The sequence below is a fragment of the Butyricicoccus sp. AM27-36 genome (genome assembly GCF_003480945.1).
Classification (GTDB): domain Bacteria; phylum Bacillota; class Clostridia; order Oscillospirales; family Butyricicoccaceae; genus Agathobaculum; species Agathobaculum butyriciproducens.
Genome location: NZ_QUJR01000011.1, coordinates 74,920 through 93,334 on the forward strand (window position 1 = coordinate 74,920; position 18,415 = coordinate 93,334).

At 55.8% G+C, this 18,415-nt stretch carries 17 protein-coding genes and 3 tRNA genes; 2 read left to right on the plus strand and 18 right to left on the minus strand.

Annotated features, from left to right (window positions below; translation table 11 throughout):
• Nucleotides 1–333: 333 nt before the first annotated feature.
• From DW724_RS13550 to DW724_RS13565, 4 genes are all read right to left on the minus strand, one after another.
• On the minus strand, nucleotides 334–1,023 hold the full coding sequence (locus DW724_RS13550; protein WP_110435794.1) for a response regulator transcription factor: 690 nt from the start codon (nucleotides 1,021–1,023) through the stop codon (nucleotides 334–336).
• Nucleotides 1,024–1,090: 67 nt separating this feature from the next.
• Nucleotides 1,091–2,425, minus strand: a complete 1,335-nt coding sequence (locus DW724_RS13555; RefSeq protein WP_118761839.1) for a hypothetical protein — start codon at nucleotides 2,423–2,425, stop codon at nucleotides 1,091–1,093.
• A 663-nt stretch (nucleotides 2,426–3,088) separates the two neighbouring features.
• Nucleotides 3,089–3,823: a hypothetical protein gene (locus tag DW724_RS13560; RefSeq protein WP_118761840.1), complete on the minus strand. Its 735-nt coding sequence runs from the start codon at nucleotides 3,821–3,823 to the stop codon at nucleotides 3,089–3,091.
• Between the two features lie 19 nt (nucleotides 3,824–3,842).
• Complete coding sequence (locus DW724_RS13565) at nucleotides 3,843–4,361, minus strand: peptidylprolyl isomerase (RefSeq protein WP_110435791.1); 519 nt, start codon at nucleotides 4,359–4,361, stop codon at nucleotides 3,843–3,845.
• 649 nt (nucleotides 4,362–5,010) lie between these two features.
• Between DW724_RS13565 and DW724_RS13570 the strand changes: the two genes are divergently transcribed.
• A complete protein-coding gene (locus DW724_RS13570) occupies nucleotides 5,011–5,709 on the plus strand; it encodes a ClpP family protease (RefSeq protein ID WP_118761841.1) in 699 nt (232 codons plus the stop codon).
• Nucleotides 5,710–5,977: 268 nt separating this feature from the next.
• On the opposite strand, the gene DW724_RS13575 is transcribed toward DW724_RS13570, so the two are convergent.
• The 10 genes from DW724_RS13575 to DW724_RS13620 all read right to left on the minus strand — a co-directional run bounded on the left by DW724_RS13575 (nucleotide 5,978) and on the right by DW724_RS13620 (nucleotide 13,081).
• Complete coding sequence (locus tag DW724_RS13575) at nucleotides 5,978–6,880, minus strand: DMT family transporter (RefSeq protein ID WP_118761842.1); 903 nt, start codon at nucleotides 6,878–6,880, stop codon at nucleotides 5,978–5,980.
• A gap of 66 nt (nucleotides 6,881–6,946) precedes the next feature.
• Nucleotides 6,947–7,022, minus strand: a tRNA-Thr gene (locus tag DW724_RS13580).
• A gap of 2 nt (nucleotides 7,023–7,024) precedes the next feature.
• A tRNA-Trp gene (locus tag DW724_RS13585) sits at nucleotides 7,025–7,100 on the minus strand.
• Nucleotides 7,101–7,106: 6 nt separating this feature from the next.
• Nucleotides 7,107–7,182: transfer RNA gene (locus DW724_RS13590), tRNA-Asn, on the minus strand.
• A 165-nt stretch (nucleotides 7,183–7,347) separates the two neighbouring features.
• Nucleotides 7,348–8,613 carry a dihydroorotase gene (locus DW724_RS13595; RefSeq protein WP_118761843.1) on the minus strand — a complete coding sequence of 422 codons (1,266 nt, stop codon included), beginning with the start codon at nucleotides 8,611–8,613 and terminating at the stop codon, nucleotides 7,348–7,350.
• Between the two features lie 24 nt (nucleotides 8,614–8,637).
• Nucleotides 8,638–10,032, minus strand: a complete 1,395-nt coding sequence (locus tag DW724_RS13600; RefSeq protein ID WP_118761844.1) for an aminopeptidase — start codon at nucleotides 10,030–10,032, stop codon at nucleotides 8,638–8,640.
• 26 nt (nucleotides 10,033–10,058) lie between these two features.
• Nucleotides 10,059–10,643 (minus strand): dephospho-CoA kinase, encoded by a 585-nt coding sequence (gene coaE, locus DW724_RS13605; protein ID WP_118761845.1) that lies wholly within the window; start codon nucleotides 10,641–10,643, stop codon nucleotides 10,059–10,061.
• Between the two features lie 16 nt (nucleotides 10,644–10,659).
• Nucleotides 10,660–11,592 carry a restriction endonuclease gene (locus DW724_RS13610; RefSeq protein ID WP_118761846.1) on the minus strand — a complete coding sequence of 311 codons (933 nt, stop codon included), beginning with the start codon at nucleotides 11,590–11,592 and terminating at the stop codon, nucleotides 10,660–10,662.
• Between the two features lies 1 nt (nucleotide 11,593).
• The gene (locus DW724_RS13615) at nucleotides 11,594–12,619 is read right to left on the minus strand and encodes an L-threonylcarbamoyladenylate synthase (RefSeq protein WP_118761847.1); all 1,026 of its coding nucleotides are present in this window, start codon (nucleotides 12,617–12,619) and stop codon (nucleotides 11,594–11,596) included.
• A gap of 24 nt (nucleotides 12,620–12,643) precedes the next feature.
• Entirely contained in the window at nucleotides 12,644–13,081 is a 438-nt protein-coding gene (locus tag DW724_RS13620; RefSeq protein ID WP_118761848.1) for a hypothetical protein, read from the minus strand.
• 111 nt (nucleotides 13,082–13,192) lie between these two features.
• Here DW724_RS13620 and DW724_RS13625 point away from each other — a divergent pair, with 111 nt between their 5' ends.
• The gene (locus DW724_RS13625) at nucleotides 13,193–13,585 is read left to right on the plus strand and encodes an HIRAN domain-containing protein (protein WP_118481051.1); all 393 of its coding nucleotides are present in this window, start codon (nucleotides 13,193–13,195) and stop codon (nucleotides 13,583–13,585) included.
• 167 nt (nucleotides 13,586–13,752) lie between these two features.
• Here the strand turns inward: DW724_RS13625 and prfA are convergent, their stop codons facing one another.
• The 4 genes from prfA to DW724_RS13645 form a co-directional block, all read right to left on the minus strand.
• Entirely contained in the window at nucleotides 13,753–14,817 is a 1,065-nt protein-coding gene (gene prfA, locus DW724_RS13630) for a peptide chain release factor 1 (RefSeq protein WP_118761849.1), read from the minus strand.
• A gap of 49 nt (nucleotides 14,818–14,866) precedes the next feature.
• Nucleotides 14,867–15,622 (minus strand): YdcF family protein, encoded by a 756-nt coding sequence (locus tag DW724_RS13635; RefSeq protein WP_158580365.1) that lies wholly within the window; start codon nucleotides 15,620–15,622, stop codon nucleotides 14,867–14,869.
• Entirely contained in the window at nucleotides 15,619–17,547 is a 1,929-nt protein-coding gene (gene abc-f, locus DW724_RS13640; RefSeq protein WP_118761851.1) for a ribosomal protection-like ABC-F family protein, read from the minus strand. Before abc-f ends, DW724_RS13635 begins: the two co-directional genes overlap by 4 nt.
• A gap of 159 nt (nucleotides 17,548–17,706) precedes the next feature.
• Nucleotides 17,707–18,415: HAD family hydrolase (locus tag DW724_RS13645; RefSeq protein ID WP_330426319.1), on the minus strand; the 709-nt coding region annotated here is incomplete at its 5' end.

The following is an 18,415-nucleotide window of genomic DNA, read 5'->3' on the forward strand; positions in this document are numbered from 1 at the left end:
CTCAAGCTGTTTTCTGACTGCTACACATGCGGTTTACTCCACGCAATTCACCTTGTGCCGCTCTCTGCGTGGAGTAAACCGCCTGTGTAGCAGTATGCTGTCTGACACTGCGTATCGTTGGGGACATGGGAGCACTCCGTGCTCCCCTACGGTGGAAAAAATCCTCTGCCGTTCCCCTATTTCGGAGCGGTCGCCGGTCTCTGGTCTGCGCCAGACCATGAAACAAAGGGAAACGGGAGTCCCAAGAGGGTAGAAACCGCAGGTGTCTACCCTTTTGGTTTCCGCAGCGAAACCGCCGCCGTTCCCCCGCCGCGGGTGCGGCGATTGACTATATCAGCCCTCCCACATATAACCGTAGCCGCGGACCGTTACAATATGGGTCGGGTCCGCCGGCGAATCCTCAATTTTAATCCGCAGACGGCGGATATTCACATCCACAATCTTCAGCTCGCCCACATAGTGGTGTCCCCAGACCATTTCGAGCAGCTCATCGCGCGAAAGCGCCTTGCCGATGTTCTGCATGAACGCCTTGAGCAGACCGTATTCGATCTGCGTCAGCTCGATCTTCACACCGTTCTTGAGCACCTCGCGGGCACGCAGATTGAGCTTGAACGGACCGGACTTGATCACGTCGTCCTCGGAGAACGGCGAACCGGATACGCGGCGGTACAGCGCGTCCACACGAGCCGCCAGTTCAATAACCGAAAACGGCTTGGTGACATAATCGTCCGCACCGTTCATCAGGCCGGTTACCTTGTCCGCTTCCTGCGTGCGGGCGGTCAGCATGATAACGCCCGCCTGATAGCCCGCGCCGCGCATGGCGCGGCAGACCTCGTAGCCGTCAATGCCGGGCAGCATAACATCCAGCACCGCAACCGCGATATCCTGATTTTCATGGTACTTTTCCAGTGCTATTTCGCCAGTTTCGGCCTCTATTACCTCATAACCGCTGCGTTTCAGGTTGAGAACCAGAAAGGAGCGGATATTTTCTTCATCTTCCAAAACCAGAATTTTGCGCTTCATTGTAATATCCTCCTGTACTTTTAGCGCTTATTGGTAACTGCCGCGTTTCTGCGGCGTTTGATGATTCTTAATTGTTCCACGCCTGGTTGACCAGCGAGAATCGGGCTTTGATCTCGTCTCCGGTCAGCGCCAGCTCGCTCTGCTCGCCTTCGTTTGTCAGCTTGGCGAAGTAGATGGCCTGCGTGGTCTGTCCCAGCTGGATCAGATCGGTGCGCTCGGCGTAGTATTCACGGTTGGAGCCGGTCGCGCAGTAAATGTTAAACAGCGGGATGGACATTTTATCCTTGCGGTACTCAAAAAATTCCACATAGCTGAGTCCGCCGTCGTTTGCCTTGATCGCGGTAATGCGGTCATGCCATTTCTGGTCGATCAACAGGCTCCACGCATCCGAAATGTTCTGATAAGTGGCTGCAACCTTGGTCGGAACTTTGCCGATGCCGTAGGCATACCAGTCGAGCATATACACCGCATCGGACGAGGATGTGTCCTTATAGCCCGCCATCAGCACTGCACGCGGCAGCTCGGTGATGCCGTCGCCGTTGACGTCGCTCGCGTAGACCGCCACCGGACGATAGGTGCTGTGGCTGGCGGTATCCTCGCCGTCCAGTGCCAGATTGCGCAGCGTGCCGTTCGAGTAGACAAAAATATCCGTCGTCAGACCGGCGCCATTCGCCACCTTTTCCTCAGCAAACACAGCGGTCTTGCTGTCCTGCACACGGCCGGACTGCATGTGCTCAACCGCAGCCGCCCCCTGACTGGTCGCCGTCTCACCGGCCGGCAGCATGGAGCCGCTGTCATATTGGTACAGGCGTGCCACGCGCTTGCCGGAGGTGTCACTCGTGATCAGCAGCAGATCCTTTGCACCGTTGTCGGTCAGATCGGTCAGCTCCATAGCGGTATATTCGGTTTCGAGAATGATACCCGGCGTGCAGTTTTCGTCAAAATCGCACATGGTAAGCGCACCTGTTCCGTCGCCCGGCAGACGCCAGGTGAGAACCATGCCGCGCTTGCCGCTCGGCTCAAGTACCGGAAATTCGACCGAACGTAATGCCGTTCCGCGGCCGTCGATCGTGCCGGTGCAGACGTAGCTGTCACCCTGCTTGCGGTAAACAGCTACCGTAAATTTGTTGCTCGTCGCCGAGGTGGCGCCGCGGAAAAACGTGATGGCCTCCTCTACGCCGTCGTTGTCCAGATCGGCAAGCTGAATAGACGAACGGTTTTCACCCTCGCTTGGCGAGGCGTAGGATACGCCCTGCGCAAGCTGCTTTTCCAGCTCAGTCTGCAGACTTTGGTAATTGCTGGATGGTTTGGGCGCGGCTAACAGCTCATCGCCCGATGGAAACACACAGCCGCCCAGCAGCAAAAGGAACAGCAGCGCCGGTAAAATTCGCAGTGATCTCATGGAGCTCTCCTACCTAAAATGATACAAATATTGGTTGACAGGTGCAGGCACCTATACATATTAAGTATAGCACATTCAAGCAGCGTGTGGTACTGAAATTTACGCAAATTTTGCAGGATTTCAAGCAGAAAGGGATAGAAAAAGGACGGACCAAAGGTCCGCCCTCAGGCTGTCGCGAAACTACAGCTTTGCCGACAAGAGGAACGGACCGTAGACCGTTCCTCTTGTCGGCCGAAATTTTCTCGCTCTATAAGTCAAAAATCCGAACGCTATCCTTGCGCGGCTTCTCGGTCGCGCTGCGTGGCACATATCCCCGGATTTTTAGAATTTGCACAGCAAATCCTATTTGATGTGCGCTATCGCGCGAATTAACTTTAAAAGGACGCACTATGTGCGTCCTTTGAGGCTGTCGAAAAACTATCGTTTTTCGAGCAGCCTCTCGATCGAAACCACGCTTTCGATCGAATGCTGAAGAAAAACCGCGTCCTCCGGACACATTTTTTCTTCCCTTGTATAAAAACCGAGGTACACGCCCCCGGTTTTTATGAATTTGCTGCGCAAATTCTATTTTATGCGTGCTGTCGTACGAAGCACAAAATAGAAATCTGACTTTTTCGACAAGCTGAAAAGGACGCACTATGTGCGTCCTTTTACGGGATTTCATCAGTATCTCAGCGGAATACCGTGCGGTTCAGCCTCACCGACAGGCAGCAGCGCCGCCGTGATGTCCGGCCGGCGTGTTTCGATAAAGTTTACGCCTTTGCGGATGAGTTCCGCAAGCGTATTGGGATCGTCCGTGCACCGGCTCATGGTGAACAGCCCCGCCTGTCGGCACGCCGAAACCAGCCGCTCGGATAAATCCTTTGGCTCGGCCCGCAGACCGAACAGGCCGGTTGTCTGCGCGGCATTGACCAGCGCGTCAATCTCGCTCGGCAGATTGGGCAGCTCACCCATGATATGTAAATCCGGGTTGGCAGACGCTACACGAGCCGCTTCCACCAGCCCCAGACCGATGATGATCGTGTCATCCAGACAATCCGCATACCGCAGCGTCATACGCAGCTGCCGCAGCATGGTCTGATCGTGCACGGTGATGGCAATCTTGCCCTGACAGGTGCGTGCCAGCTCGATCGCCTGACTAACCGGCGTCAGCTGCGGCGCCGCCTGATGCAGCTCCGCGTAGCTGTAATCGCGGACGGGCAGCCTCGTGCCGTCGGGCGCGGCAACACAGCCGTCCGACGAAAGCACAGCAATACCGTCCGATGACATGGCAACCGAAAAACAGCAGCCTTTTGCGCCCTCGTCGTTGCCGGCCAGAATGGATTCCAGTCCGCCGCGTTCGGTATCCATGCAGCCGTCCGCAGACAGGACAAAAGTCTCCTTATTGGTATAGTACAATACCGATCCTCTCCCTCTGTTACAGGGTCTCCGGAGCCTCGTACTCTACGCCCTGCGTATCCACGGTAACGGACTTCATCTTCTGCTCCTCGCGCGGACGGTCATGCCAGTCGCGCTTGGTGTTGACGATGGCATCAACAATATCCATGCCGTCGATAACCATGCCGAAGGAAGCATACTGACCGTCCAGATGCGGTGCGTCCTCGGTCATAATAAAGAACTGGCTGCCTGCGGAGTCCGGTGCAGCGGTACGCGCCATCGACAGAACACCGCGGGTGTGGTTCAGGTCATTCTGGAAGCCGTTTGCGGTAAACTCGCCGCGGATCTCATAACCGGGGCCGCCCATGCCGGTGCCTTCCGGGTCACCGCCCTGAATCATAAAGCCCGGGATGACACGATGGAAGATCGTGCCGTCATAAAAGCCCTTCTGCACCAGAGAAACAAAGTTGCGAACCGTGTTCGGTGCAACTTCCGGGTACAGCTCTGCGCGGATTACGCCGCCATTTTCCATTTCAATCGTAACGATAGGATTGCTCATTGGTATCAACTCCATAATTTTTATCATTTTGCAGCATATACACAGCCGAGCTGTACATATATGTATTTCTATTGTAACAAATTTGGAGTAGAACGGCAAGTGGTGTTTGTCGAACAGCGGCAGCTGTCCATTATTTTGCGCTGATCAACTGGGGCACTTGAACCGTGCAGGCGGTTCACCCTGTCCAGGCATGGTGTTTTTCGCTGAAATTCAGCAGGGAATTGCCATGTCCACGGCGGGGACAAAAGGAAGGGACACCTGCGGTTTGCCCGTAGGCTGCTAAACCTTGTTTCCGCGCCGTGCGCGGATTAAATGAGTGCCCTTCCTTTTTGAACTCCGACCTTTTCCTTGTTAGATAGTCTGGCGCAAATCAGAGAGCGGCGACCGCTCCGCAGGATACCGCTGTAAAAACCTGTCACAAAAACTGGTAATCCACTTTATCCACAGGACTTTCCACAGGGTATCTGGGGATAACCTTGTGCATAAAGTGGATAACTTTTTGTATACACCCTCGCAAGCCGCCGTATATCTCGTTTTTTCGACTACGCATTGTAATATCGGCTGTGGAAAAACTACCGCTGCATAATCCACCGCACCTTGTGGAAAACTTGTGATCAGGGCAAATTCACCACTTCAGGAGGGATCATCTATGTCCGAAGAAACCCCGTCCATTGCCGCACCGGAACAGAATGCCATCGCTGAAACCGGCTCGATTACGGCAAAAACATCGCGCGGAACGATACACTGCATCACCATTGTCGGCCAGATCGAGGGCCACATGGAACTGCCCGCACAGAACAAAACCACCAAGTACGAGCACCTCATCCCGCAGATTGCGGCAGTGGAGCAGGCCGACGAAATCGACGGTCTGCTCGTGCTGCTCAACACGGTAGGCGGCGATGTAGAAGCCGGACTTGCCATCGCTGAGCTGATCGCGGGCATGAAAAAGCCGACCGTGTCGCTCGTGCTCGGCGGCGGGCATTCGATCGGCGTACCGCTGGCCGTTGCCGCCAAAAAGAGCTTTATCGCCGTTTCCGCCGCCATGACCATTCATCCGGTGCGGATGAACGGCACGATCATTGCTGTGCCGCAGGCGTTCGAGTATCTGGCGAAAATTCAGGAGCGCATTGTGGATTTCATCACCTCGCACTCACATATCACCGCCGAGCGTCTGCAGCAGCTTATGCGCGAAACCGGTCAGCTGACCGCCGATGTCGGCACCGTGATCTCCGGCAATCAGGCCGCCGCACTCGGACTGATTGATGAGGTCGGCACGCTTTCGGATGCGCTGGAAGCGCTCTATACGATGATTGGCGAGCACAAAACGCAAAAAAGAGACGGTAAATAACCGTCTCTGAGGCTGTCGAAAAACTATCGTTTTTCGAGCAGCCTCTCGATCGAAACCACGCTTTCGATCGAATGCTGAAGAAAAACCGCGTCCTCCGGACACATTTTTTCTTCCCTTGTATAAAAACCGAGGTACACAAGGTGAATTGCCGCATAGCGGCAAGAGAGGGTGGTCTGGACCACGCCCCCGGTTTTTATGAATTTGCTGCGCAAATTCTATTTTATGCGTGCTGTCGCACGCAGCACAAAATAGAAATCTGTCTTTTGCATTATACGCTCTGTTTTTTCCGTTCCGGCAGCTGTGCCAGCACGATAGCGCCAAACATCAGCACACAGCCGAAAATTTCTCGGCCGGACAGCGCCTGACCGAGAATAAGCCAGCCTGCGATAACCGAGATAACCGACTCCAGACTCATGATAAGCGATGCTACCGCCGGGTTCATGCCCTTCTGACCGACAATCTGCAGGGTATAGCCCACGCCGGACGACATCGCACCGGCATACAGAATCGGCTTCCACGCGGCAAGGATGTTCGCGAAGCTCGGCTGCTCGAAAATCAGCATGCCGATGCCCGATAAGATCGCACAGAAGAAAAACTGGATGCAGGACATCTTCACGCCGTCCACCATCGGTGAAAAATGGTCAATGACTGTGATATGGATGGAGAACAGCAGCGCACACGACAGACCGATGAGGTCGCCCATCGCGAAACCGAAGCTACCGCCCGCCATGCACAGGAAATACATGCCGAGCAGCGCCAGCGCAACACCGCACCAGTGCTTGAGTCCGCACTTGCGGCCAAACAGCATGCCGAGCAGCGGCACGATCAGAATGTAGCACGCGGTGAGGAATCCGGCCTTGCCGACTGGCGTATACAGCAGCGCGAACTGCTGGGTGATGCTGCCCGCGCACAGCGCCGTGCCGCAGCACATACCGCCGATAACGAGCGTTTTGCGGGCTTTGCGGTGCTCCTCGGGCGCTTGCTTCGGATGCGGGCCGCCGCTTTTGCCCAACACCGCGATGACCGGCAGCAGGACCAGTCCGCCGATGACGTTGCGCGCGAACACAAAGGTGAACGGGCCGACATACTGCATGCCGACGCTCTGCGCCACGAACGCCACACCCCAAATCGTGGCCGTCAGCAGCAGAAACAAAGAGTTTCGCAGCTTCATACCTGTTTTCTCCCTTATTTTGCAGAATTTTTCATAAAAAAAGAACCGCCTATAAGCGGTTCTTCATGGAGCTGCTAACCAGATTTGAACTGGTGACCTCATCCTTACCAAGGATGCACTCTACCGACTGAGCTATAGCAGCATTGGCAGGGGCAGTAGGGATCGAACCCACGGCACTCGGTTTTGGAGACCGATGCTCTACCAGCTGAGCTATACCCCTATAAAGTGGCTCCTCAAGTTGGACTCGAACCAACGACCCTGCGGTTAACAGCCGCATGCTCTACCAACTGAGCTATTGAGGAATATAAAATGCTGGTACACGCTGTTTGGATGGTTTATCGCAATCAGCTTGTATATTATAGCGCGGATACAGCTTATTTGTCAATAGATTTTGCAAAATTTTTTCGCAAGTTTTTTGCTTCCGCGCAGAATGTCAAAAAGGGACCCTCTCGGGTCCCTTTTAGGCTTTATTCGGTAACTTTCGTGCCGGTAACGATCGCCTTCGGCGAACCGGTGAGTTTTTTACCGGTATACGGTGTGTTGATTCCCTTTGATTTATACGTTTCGTATACCCTCTCAGTATCCCAGTCCAGCAGCACCAGACGGGCGAAATTGCCTGCCTGCACGGCACGGTCGGTCAAACCGTAAATCTCGGCAGGAGTCTTGCTCATGCGGTCAACAAGCTGCATCGGCGTGAGCTTGCCGGTCTGAACGAGGTAAGTATTGCACACCGAGAATGCGGTTTCCAAGCCGGTGATACCGGACGGCGCCTTTGCGAACTCGCGGGCCTTCTCCTCCGCGGTGTGCGGTGCATGGTCGGTTGCCACCATGTCGATGGTGCCGTCCGCCAGAGCCGCAATCAGCGCCTGACGGTCAGCCTCCTTGCGGAGCGGCGGATTCATGCGCGCATAAGTGCCGTGTGCCGGCACATCATCCTCGGTCAGCGACAGATGATGCGGCGTAACCTCGGCGTAAATCTTCGCGCCCATCGCCTTGCCCGCTCGAATGAGCGCGACCGACTGCGCGGACGAAACGTGCTGGAACAGCACGCGCGCACCGGTATCGAGCGCCAGCGCAATGTCACGGCCGATCATTGCAGATTCCGCGCTCGCCATTGCGCCCGGTACGCCGAAATGCTTGGCGGCCTCCGAGCCGTAGTTGACACCCGGAGACGGCACGAGTGACGGCTCCTCCTCGTGAAACGAGAGCAGCGTGCCGCGCTTGGCGGCTTCCGCCATGGCGGTGCGGCACAGCGCCGCACTCGTCAGGTTGATGCCGTCGTCGGTCAGGCACGGCGCACCCGCTTCGAGCAGTGCGTCAAAGTCGGTCAGCTCCTGCCCTTTCAGGCCCTTGGTGACCGAGCCTGCCTGCAAAACCTGCACCGGACAGTCCTTCGCCTTGTCGGTAACGTAGCGGATGATCTCGGGTGTGTCACAGGTCGGCACGGTGTTCGCCATGCAGATTACCGTGGCGTAGCCGCCCGCGGCTGCCGCCGCCGCACCGGTCAACACATCCTCTTTCTGGGTCTGACCCGGATCGCGGAAGTGCACATGGCCGTCCACAAAGCCGGGAGATACCGTCAGCCCGCTCGCGTCATACACCGTGCAGCCCGCGGGCGCGTCGATGTGCTCAGCCACCTGCGCGATAACGCCGTCGTCACCGATCAGCACATCACACAACGCATCCATCTGCGTATACGGGTCGAGAACCCGTCCGTTTTGAATCAACAGCATGGTAAAACCTCCGTTTTATCTCGTTTAATCGCGGTAGAACGCACCAAAGCCCTTGTATGCCATATACAGATCCAGCTTGGCAATGCACTCGAACGGTGCGTGCATGGAGAGCACCGGAACGCCTGCGTCTACGGTGTCAATGTTGCGGTTTGCGAGGTACATGGCAACCGTGCCGCCGCCGCCCTGGTCAACCTTGCCAAGCTGACCGGTCTGCCAGATAACACCCGCCTTGTCGAAAATGCAGCGGATGCGCGCCATCAGCTCAGCGGTTGCATCCGAGGTGCCGGACTTGCCGCGTGCGCCCGTGTACTTGACGAGTGCAAAGCCGCAGTTTGCGCGCGCATCGTTGCGCTTCTCGGAGACCTCCGGATAGTTCGGGTCAAAGGCGTTGCAGACATCGGCAGACAGGCAGACCGAGTTCTCGAAGCACTCGTCGAGCAGCACATCCTGCGCACGGCAGAGGTCAGCCATAAAGGTGTCGAACGTGCGGGACTGCATGCCGGTCACGCCGTCCGAGCCGATTTCCTCCTTGTCCACCAGCAGGCAGACGCCGGTATGTGCCGGAGTCTCGGTCAGGTCGAACAGAGAGGTTGCTGCCGGATAGGAGCAAACGCGGTCGTCGTGGCCGTACGCGCCGACAAACGAGCGGTCAAAACCGATATCGCAGGCATTGAACGCCGGAACGCAGCACAGCTCTGCAGACAGGAAATCCGCTTCGGTCATGCCGTACTCGCGGTTAAGGTGCTCCATAATGGCGAGTTTGATCTTCTCGCTGCACTTTTCGTCCACGGTTTCGCTCGGAACCGAGCCAATGAGGATGTTCAGACTCTCGCCCTTGATCACCTCGGTCGCCTTGCGCGTCATCTGCTCGGTGGCAAGGTGCGGCAGCAGGTCGGTGATAACGAACTTCGGGTCGGTCGGCTTGTCGCCTACGCGCACCTGTACGCGCTTGACCTCGCCGTTCTCGCAGACGCAGACAACGCCGCGCAGCTCGAGCGGAATTGCGGTCCACTGATACTTCTTGATGCCGCCGTAGTAGTGGGTCTTGAAGAACGCCATGCCGTTGTCCTCATACAGAGGCACGGTGCGGATGTCAACGCGCGGTGCATCGAGGTGAGCAGCAGTCAGACGCACGCCCTCGGCCAGACTCTGATTGCCGATAACAGCCAGCATAATGCCCTTGTGGCGGTTGATGCGGTAAATCTTGTCACCCGGACGAAGCGTGTCATCGCGCGTCCAGGCACGGAAGCCCTTGCTCTCAGCCATGCGGGCGATTTCCAGCACGGCGTCACGCTCGGTTTTGCTCTCGTCAAGGAATTTTTTGTAACCCTCGGCGTAGGTCTGAATGCCCTGCTTGTCCTCGTCGGTCAAACGGTCAAAGCCGGTCTTTTTGTCGTAAAAAAGCTGTTCGGAAGTCATGTTGCATTCTCCTTTTTTAATCCGAATCACTTAATGAGTTGACTGTATAAAGCATCGGTGTCCCGATAGAGTGCATCGAGATCGCCGTTGTTTTCGATGATAAAATCGCATTTTTCGCGGTAAAACGCGTCGTTCGGCTGCGCGTCAATGCGGGCGCGTGCGGCTTCATCGGACAGACCGTCCCGCTCGATGATACGGGCAACGCGCGTGTCGTGCGGCGCGAGCACAGCGACGATTTTGTCGCAGAAGTCGTCCGCACCGGCTTCAAACAGAGTCGGTGCATCGTACAGCACGACCGGGCACTCGCTCTGTGCGTGAATCGCGTCGAGAGACGCCCTGCGGATATACGGAGTGGTGATTTCGTTGAGCGTTTGCAGCTTTGCGGGGTCGGAAAACACGATTTTCGCAAGTTTCGGACGGTCAAGCGCACCGTTTGCATCAGTCACGATGCCAAAGGCGGCGTCGAGTGCGGACAGCATTTCGCGGTTCTCCGCGCAGAGCGTGCGGTAGACGGCATCCGCGTCCACCCAGCCTGCACCGAGAGCGCGCATACGCGCGGCAACCGTGCCTTTGCCGGTGCCGCTGCCGCCGGTCAAGCCGATGATTTTCATTAGTTTCACTTCCTGATTATTCTCCCTTAAAGAAGTCCGAATCTATCTTTTTTATCACATATTGTGTCTCAACCGAAACGCCAACATTATGTTCAATCATCAGATTGACCAAGCGTATCCCATCCACCAAAACAATGTTTCCTCTATTTTCAGCATATTTTTTCGCATCATCCGAAAACCGTGCTGTTGTGATAAACAATCCGTGTGCAGTCCCGCTCGGTAAGGCACCATAAAATTTTTGCAGTTCCGGGCGGCCTACTACCACCTGCGGGTCCCATCTTTTCGCTTGAATATAGATTTTACTAAAGCCCAATTTATCTTGCCGAATCACGCCATCTATGCCACCATCACGCGATTGATGGCTTATTTTGCTGAGATCTCGTTCTGAAACGCCATATCCCATTTTACCCAACAAGTATGGCACCAACCATTCAAAAAATGCCGGCGTTTGTTCCATAATCTCTTGAAGCAATTCATCGGCCAGCGATTTGTTTAGTGTATCAACTGCTTTTGTAATCAGTTCATCCGGTGCTTCATCTATCAAAGGTTGTACGTCGCTTTGGGGACTTTCACAACGTAATTCAACATTTTCATCTTGAACTTTTTCAGAATTCAGATATTCTGTAAATCCTTTATAGCGGCTTAAAACCGTATTATCTATCTTTTTCAAGCGTTTGGAAAGGAGTTTTTGCCCATCTGTTGTGATTCGGCAATAACCACGCTTCGCAGAACAAATCAACTCTGCTTTCATCAGATATGCCTTTGTCCAAGCTACTCTATTGCTGAACACAGTTCCCGGTTTGTTAGGTGCCCTCTCCGCCAATTCATCCCCTGTCAGATGACGTTTTTTAGCAATCGCATCCTGTATATCAGATAGGCTATGTATTCGATTATCTGCTAATACACGCAAAAAATCCGCATACATCTCGTCATATTTCGGAATGGCCATTTTACACCTCAATTACCGAGAATCCCGCCGCTTTCTTAATCCGGTTCGCCACTGCAAGACCGAGTCCTTCATCCGACGGACACTGCGCCCAAATCTGCGTTACCTCGGTATCATCGAACGCCCGCAGGCGGTCGAATACTTCCCTCGCCTGTGCGCCGAGATCGTCCCTCGAGCCGAAGCACTCCACAATGCAGTTCGGGAACATATCCTTGTACTCATCAAAGCACAGCACACCGGTTGCGTCACCGATACGCTCCGCAATGTACTTCGCCGTGTCCTGCGGGTTGCCGCGCACGACCGTTACGGGCGCCTTCGGCGCGTAATGCCGGTATTTCATGCCGGGCGCCGACACCTTCACGTCATCCCCGATCTTCTCGTACAGCGCGCGGTCAACATCCACCTCGCCGAGCACCGAGCGAAGCTGCTCGAGCGTGATGCCGCCCGGACGCAGCAGACGCGGACGCTCGAGCGCGAGTGTGATTACCGTGCTCTCCACGCCGACGCCGCACGCGCCGCCGTCCAATACAGCCGCAATCTTGCCGTCCATATCATGCATGACGTGCGCCGCCGTGGTTGTGGACGGTCTGCCGGACGTATTCGCGGACGGAGCCGCCAGCGGTACGCCGCTCTCCCGAATCAGCGCACGCGCCATCGGGTGCGACGGCAGGCGGATGCCCACTGTGTCCAGTCCGCACGAAACCTCGTCCGGAATGCAACCGCCTTTGGGCACGATCATGGTCAGCGGACCCGGCCAGAACGCGTCTGCAAGCTGCTTTGCCTGCGGCGGAACCGCCGGACACAGGTCGTAAATCTGCTCGAAATCCGCGATGTGGACGATCAGCGGGTTATCCTGCGGACGGCCTTTCGCGAGGAAAATTTTCTTTACCGCCTCGCCGTTCAGCGCATTCGCCGCAAGACCGTACACGGTTTCGGTCGGCATGCCGACGACCTCGCCCGCTCGAATGAGTTCTGCGGCGGTTTTTACCGCGTTTTCGTCGGTTTCCGGTGTCAAAAGAGTTGTTTTCATCAGTTTACACTTCCATTTATGGTATCAATGGTCTTTTTCTTCCACTTTGGTAACGATGCCGTTTTCCAGTGTCAGGTCGAGCGTTACCTCATCAAACGGCTGTGCAATGAGGTACGAAAGGCAGGTATCGGTGTCCGCATAGTCCGGCGTACCGAGCAGCTCACGCACCTCGTCCGCGCTCATACCGACAAGTTCGGTGCTGTTTTGCAGGTCGCTGTCCATGAAATGCCGCTGTGCCGGTGCGGTTTTCGCCCAGTTTTCCGCAGAAAACGTCTTTGGCACGCCGATACCGAGGTCAAAATAACGGTTTGCGTTCCAGATGCCGTTTCCCACAAGCAGCATCGCCAGCACGCACGAAATACACCAGTGGGCTTTCTTCGTCCTGCCCCGAAACAGCTGCACGCTCGCCGCAAGAAATACGGCGATGCCCAGAACAAGTAAAATTACACCACTTCTTAACATGAAAATCCTCCTTTTATTATAAGGGTCTATGACCCTTGTTTCCCACCAAAGAGAGGTTTATCGGACATTCACCATGCTATACTCCAATTATAAAAGAAAGGAGTGCTTCGCATGGCAAAGAACAAGAACATTTTCGTCACGATCACCGGTTTTCAGCACTATTACGGACGTGAGCCGTTCCAGATCGGCAATCTCATCCGCTGTGCCAAGGAGCCGAGCAATCCGTACGACAGCGATGCCATCCGCGCGTTTCTGCCGTACATCGGCAAGGTCGGCTACATTGCCAACAGCCCGCAGACCAAGGCCGGCGGCACGGAAAGCGCATCGCGCATTTACGAGCGCGTGCCCAAGCGGTTTTACGTCCGCGTGCTGTTCACCACCTGCACGAAAATTATATGCCGCGTAGAGTTCGGCGATATGTCCGATCTGAATGCTGAGTTGGAGAGCCAGACCGAGGACAAGTGGGACGATTGGGACGATGAGGATGACGAAATCCAGTTCTAAGGCAATACCGCATAATTGAACAAGAGTGATTTGCGAGTAAATTTTGCGTACTGGCGAGGCACAGTTTTGCGGTAATACTCGATGTATTACCGTGAAACTGCAACAAAGTCAGGACACAAAATTTCCGCAAAGCACCGCAGCTTTAATTGTGCGGTGTTGCCCCAAGGCTACATTTCGCTCTGCTCCTTCAGCTTTTCCGCTGTGTCAGCCGCGATGAGCGCGTCTAAAATCTCGTCCATTTCGCCGTTCAGGAACTGATCCAGCTTGTAGATGGTCAGCTTGATGCGGTGATCGGACACGCGATTCTCCGGGAAATTGTAGGTGCGGATGCGCTCCGAGCGGTCACCGGTGCCGACCTGGCTTTTTCGGTCGGCGGCGATGGCCGCACGCTGCTTTTCCACCTCGGCCTCGTACAGCCGCGAACGCAGTACGGACAGCGCTTTCTCCTTGTTCTTGTGCTGGCTGCGCTCGTCCTGACACTCGACGACCGTGTTGGTCGGGATATGCGTCACGCGGATGGCGGACGAGGTCTTGTTAATGTGCTGACCGCCCGCGCCGGAGGCGCGGAACGTGTCGATGCGTAAATCCTTCGGATCGATATAGAAGTCGAGTTCCTCCGCTTCGGGAAGGACAGCCACGGTGGTTGTCGAGGTGTGAACGCGGCCCTGACTTTCGGTTTCGGGCACACGCTGCACGCGGTGTACGCCGCTCTCGAATTTGAGCCGCGAGTACACCTTATCGCCTGCCACGCGGAACACGATTTCCTTGTAGCCGCCCAGCTCGGTCTCGGATTTGTTCATGACCTCGGTCTGCCAGCCGCGCTTGTCGGCGTACATCGTATACATGCGGTAGAGGTCAGCGGCAAACAGCGCGCTTTCCTCGCCGCCTGCACCGCCGCGAATCTCAACGTAGATATTCTTCTCGTCGTTCGGGTCCTTGGGCAGCAGCAGGATTTTCAGTTCGTCCTCCATACGGGCAATGTCGCTTTTCGCCTGCTGCAGCTCCTCCTGCGCCAGCTCCTTCATGTCCGGGTCGGACAGCATTTCGGTCGCGTCCGCAAGCGTGCACTGTGCCTGCTCGTATTCGCGGAACGCGGTGACGATCGGCTCGAGTTCGTTGCGCTCGCGCAGCAGCTTGGCCGCCCGGTCGGGGTCGTCGTATAAATCCGGCGCGGAAAGCCGCATTTCCAGCTCGTCCAGCCGCGCCGCTAAGACTTTCAGTTTTTCAAACATATTCTATCTCCAAATCGTGTGAAGCACGGAAAATTCATCAAAATTGCGTTTACCAGCGTCCGGTGAACATCAAGCCCATGATGGAGCAGTATTCGCGGCACCTTACCGCCATCCACTGCCCCGGATACGGCGTTTTCGCGGGAACGCCTGCATCGCCCAGACCGGCATGCGCCAGCAGACGGCGTGCGCGGGCAAGATGATAATCATTTGTAATTACGGCAACCGCTGCGCCCTCGGGCAGCAGCTTTTTTGCGTTGGCGATATTCTGGATGGTTGTGCTCGACTTGTCCTCCAGGATCAGCCGTTCTGCGTCTGCGCCGTGCGCGACCATGTAATCCTGCATGGCTTCGGCCTCGGTGCGCGGCTCATCGCCGCCCTGACCGCCGCACAGGATGGCATAACTGCCCGGATTGACGTTCAGCACTGCGATCGCCGTATCGCATCGTGCCGCCAGAGCCGCCGACGGCTGTCCGTTCGGATTGACGAGCGCACCCAGCACCAGATAGTAATCCGCCTGCGGCGCAGCTGACGGGTCATCCTCGTCGAATGCTATGCCGATCACAAACACCTGCACCGCCGCAAACGACAGCACGAACAATGCAAACAGTACGCGTCCCACGCGCGACAAAATGCGGCACGCCTTATGCTTTTCGCGTCCGCAAAGCATCAGCCATTCCCCCATACAGCCGATGGCGAGCGCCAGCAGAAAAATACCGCCGAACCGCGACGGCTTCCAGAACAGCTGCGGCACGCCAATGACAACAAACAGCACCGCAAGCCCTATCCATACCCTTTTTTCTTTCATTGCAGTTCCTCCAGCTCGGCCGCAACGGCTTCCCATTCGTCCATTTTTGCGGCGAGTTTTTCGTCACAGGCTTCCTTGTCGGTCATCAGCTCGAGCAGCTTGCCGGAATCCGATGCCGCGTCCACCATCTGCTGTTCGAGGTCGGACGACTGGGTTTCCAGCTGCGAAATCTCGCGCTCGAGCGTGTTCAGCAGCTTCTGCAGATTCTTGGTGCCGCCGGTGCGCTTGGGCTTCTCAGGCGGCTTGGGCACATCGTCCAGCGTCGGCACAGCGGCCTTTTTCTTCTTGGGCGCCGGTGCAGGAGCCGCTTCCGGCAGTGCGCCGCCGCCCTTGGCTCGCCAGTCAAGGAACGCACTGTACGAGCCGATAAAGTCGGTCAGGTAACCGTTTTCGAGGTAGAGCACGCGGGTTGCAAAGCGCTCGACGAAGTAGCGGTCATGCGAAACAAACAGCAGCGTGCCGTCGAACGCCTCAACCGCCTCCTCAATCCACTCACGGGATGCAAGATCAAGGTGGTTGGTCGGCTCGTCGAGGATGAGCAGATTGAGCGGATCGTACATCAGTTCACACAGGCGCAAACGGCTTTTCTCACCGCCGGACAGCATATCTACGGTTTTCAGCTGGGTTTCACCGGTAAACTGGAACGAACCGAGCCGGTTTCGCGCCACCTGCATGGATACGTTCTTGTCGTAGATGAGCGTGTCGATGAGGTTGCGGTGCGGATTGGCAAAATACACCTGCTGCGGCAGGTACGCCGGCTTGAGTCCAACGCCCTTGCGGATTACACCGCCATCCGGCACTTCCTCACCAAGCAGGATTTTCAGCATAGTGGTCTTTCCGGCGCCATTTGCGCCAAGCAGCGCGACACGCTCGCGGTTGCGGATGTTGAACGATACATTGTGTAATATTTCTCGTCCGTCATAACTTTTCGTAATATCGCGGACCTTGAGCACTTCCTCGGTCTCGTAGTTCGGGTCACCAAACGTGACGGTCATCTTTTTGTCGGTCTTGGGCCGGTCAGTGACCTTCATACGCGCAATGCGCTTCTCGATGGACGCGGCACGCTTTGCCAGATGCTCGGTGCCGTGCTCGTGCATGGAACGCGCAGTCGCCTCCAGACGCTTTTTCTCCGCCAGCTCGTGCTCGTGGTGCTTAAGCTGCTCCTCACGGCGACGCTCACGCTCGACCGCATAGTACGAGTAATTGCCGTTGTAGAAATCGCAGGTGCAATCGTGGATTTCAATCACGCGGTCGCAGCACTGGTCGATAAACCAGCGGTCATGCGAGATAATGAGCACGGTGCCGCGGTAATTCTCCAAATAATTGCCCAACCAGTCCACAGCGTCCATGTCGAGGTGGTTCGTCGGCTCGTCAAGCAGCAGTACGTCGGTCTGCTCGAGAATGATGCGGGCAAGGTTGATACGCGTTTTTTCGCCGCCGGAGAGCAGGTCAAACTTCTGCGAGCGCATTTCCTGCGCGATTTCAAGACCGTTGCACACGCGGTTGATCTCATAATCTCGGTTGTAGCCGCCGAGGATTTCCAGCCGCGTTTCCAGCTGTGCGTAACGCTTGAGCAGCGATGCGTCATCCGGCTTGCGCGTCATTTCATCGGTCAGCGCGTCCATTGCTGCCGCAACTTCGTCGGACTCCTTGAACGCCAGACGGAGAATGTCCTCCACGGTCGATTCCGGCGGAAAATCCGGCATCTGGTCAATGACACCGGCGGTTCGTCCCTGTCCGAACGCAACGTGTCCGCCGTCATACGACAGCCGGTCGGTCAAAATATTAAGCAAAGTGGTCTTTCCGGCGCCGTTTGCGCCTAAAATAGCAACCTTTTCGCCCGGCTGAATGTCGAACGAGATGTCCTTGAGGATCAGGCGGTCACCATAATATTTGGTCAGGTTTTGTACGGTAATATCTGCCACGGAGAGAACTCCTTTCAATGCACTTTTATTCAGCTTATATTATAGCACAATGTGCCCCATAATAGGAGAGAAAACCTGCATAATTTGCAGATTTTTGCGCGGTTTTCTCTGCCCGAAAACGCAAAAAAGCTGTCTCAAAAGACAGCTTTTTATGGAAATTCAGAGCAGCAGCGGCAGCAGTTCCTCCGCACGGTCGACTACATGCTTCGCGCCTGCGTCCTCCAGCTCCTCTCGGCCGCCAAAGCCGAACGTCACGCCGATGCAGTCAATACCGCATTGCTTCGCACCTTCCACATCGTGCAGGCGGTCACCGACCAGCACAGCCTGTGACAGATCCTGCACCTGCAAACGGTCGAGCGCCTGCTGTGTGACCTGTGCCTTTGTGCCGATCGTGCCATCCAGCGTTGCACCGGAAACCACGGTGAAATACTGCGCAATATCAAAGTATTTGACGATTTTATCAATGAAAAACGCCGGTTTGGACGATGCGGTAGACAGAGTCTTTCCGGCGTCCGTCAGGGTCTTCAGCAACTCCGGAATTCCGTTGTAGAGCATGTTCTCCTTCCAACCGATCACGCCGAATCGCTCACGGTAGAACTCGATTGCCTGCTTTGCCTCGGCGTCATCGAAGCCGTAGCTGCGGCGGAATTCGTCGTACAGTGGCGGACCGATAAAGCGCTCCAGCGGCTTGAGCTCCGGCTCGTGGATGCCCATTTTATCCAGCGCATACTGCACCGATTTGGTGATGCCCTCGCGGGAATCGGTGAGCGTACCGTCTAAATCAAATAAAATATACTGATACATCGGCGTTTTCCTCTCAGTAGTATAGAAAAAGCAGCAACTTTCGTTGCTGCTTAGATGTAGGCGT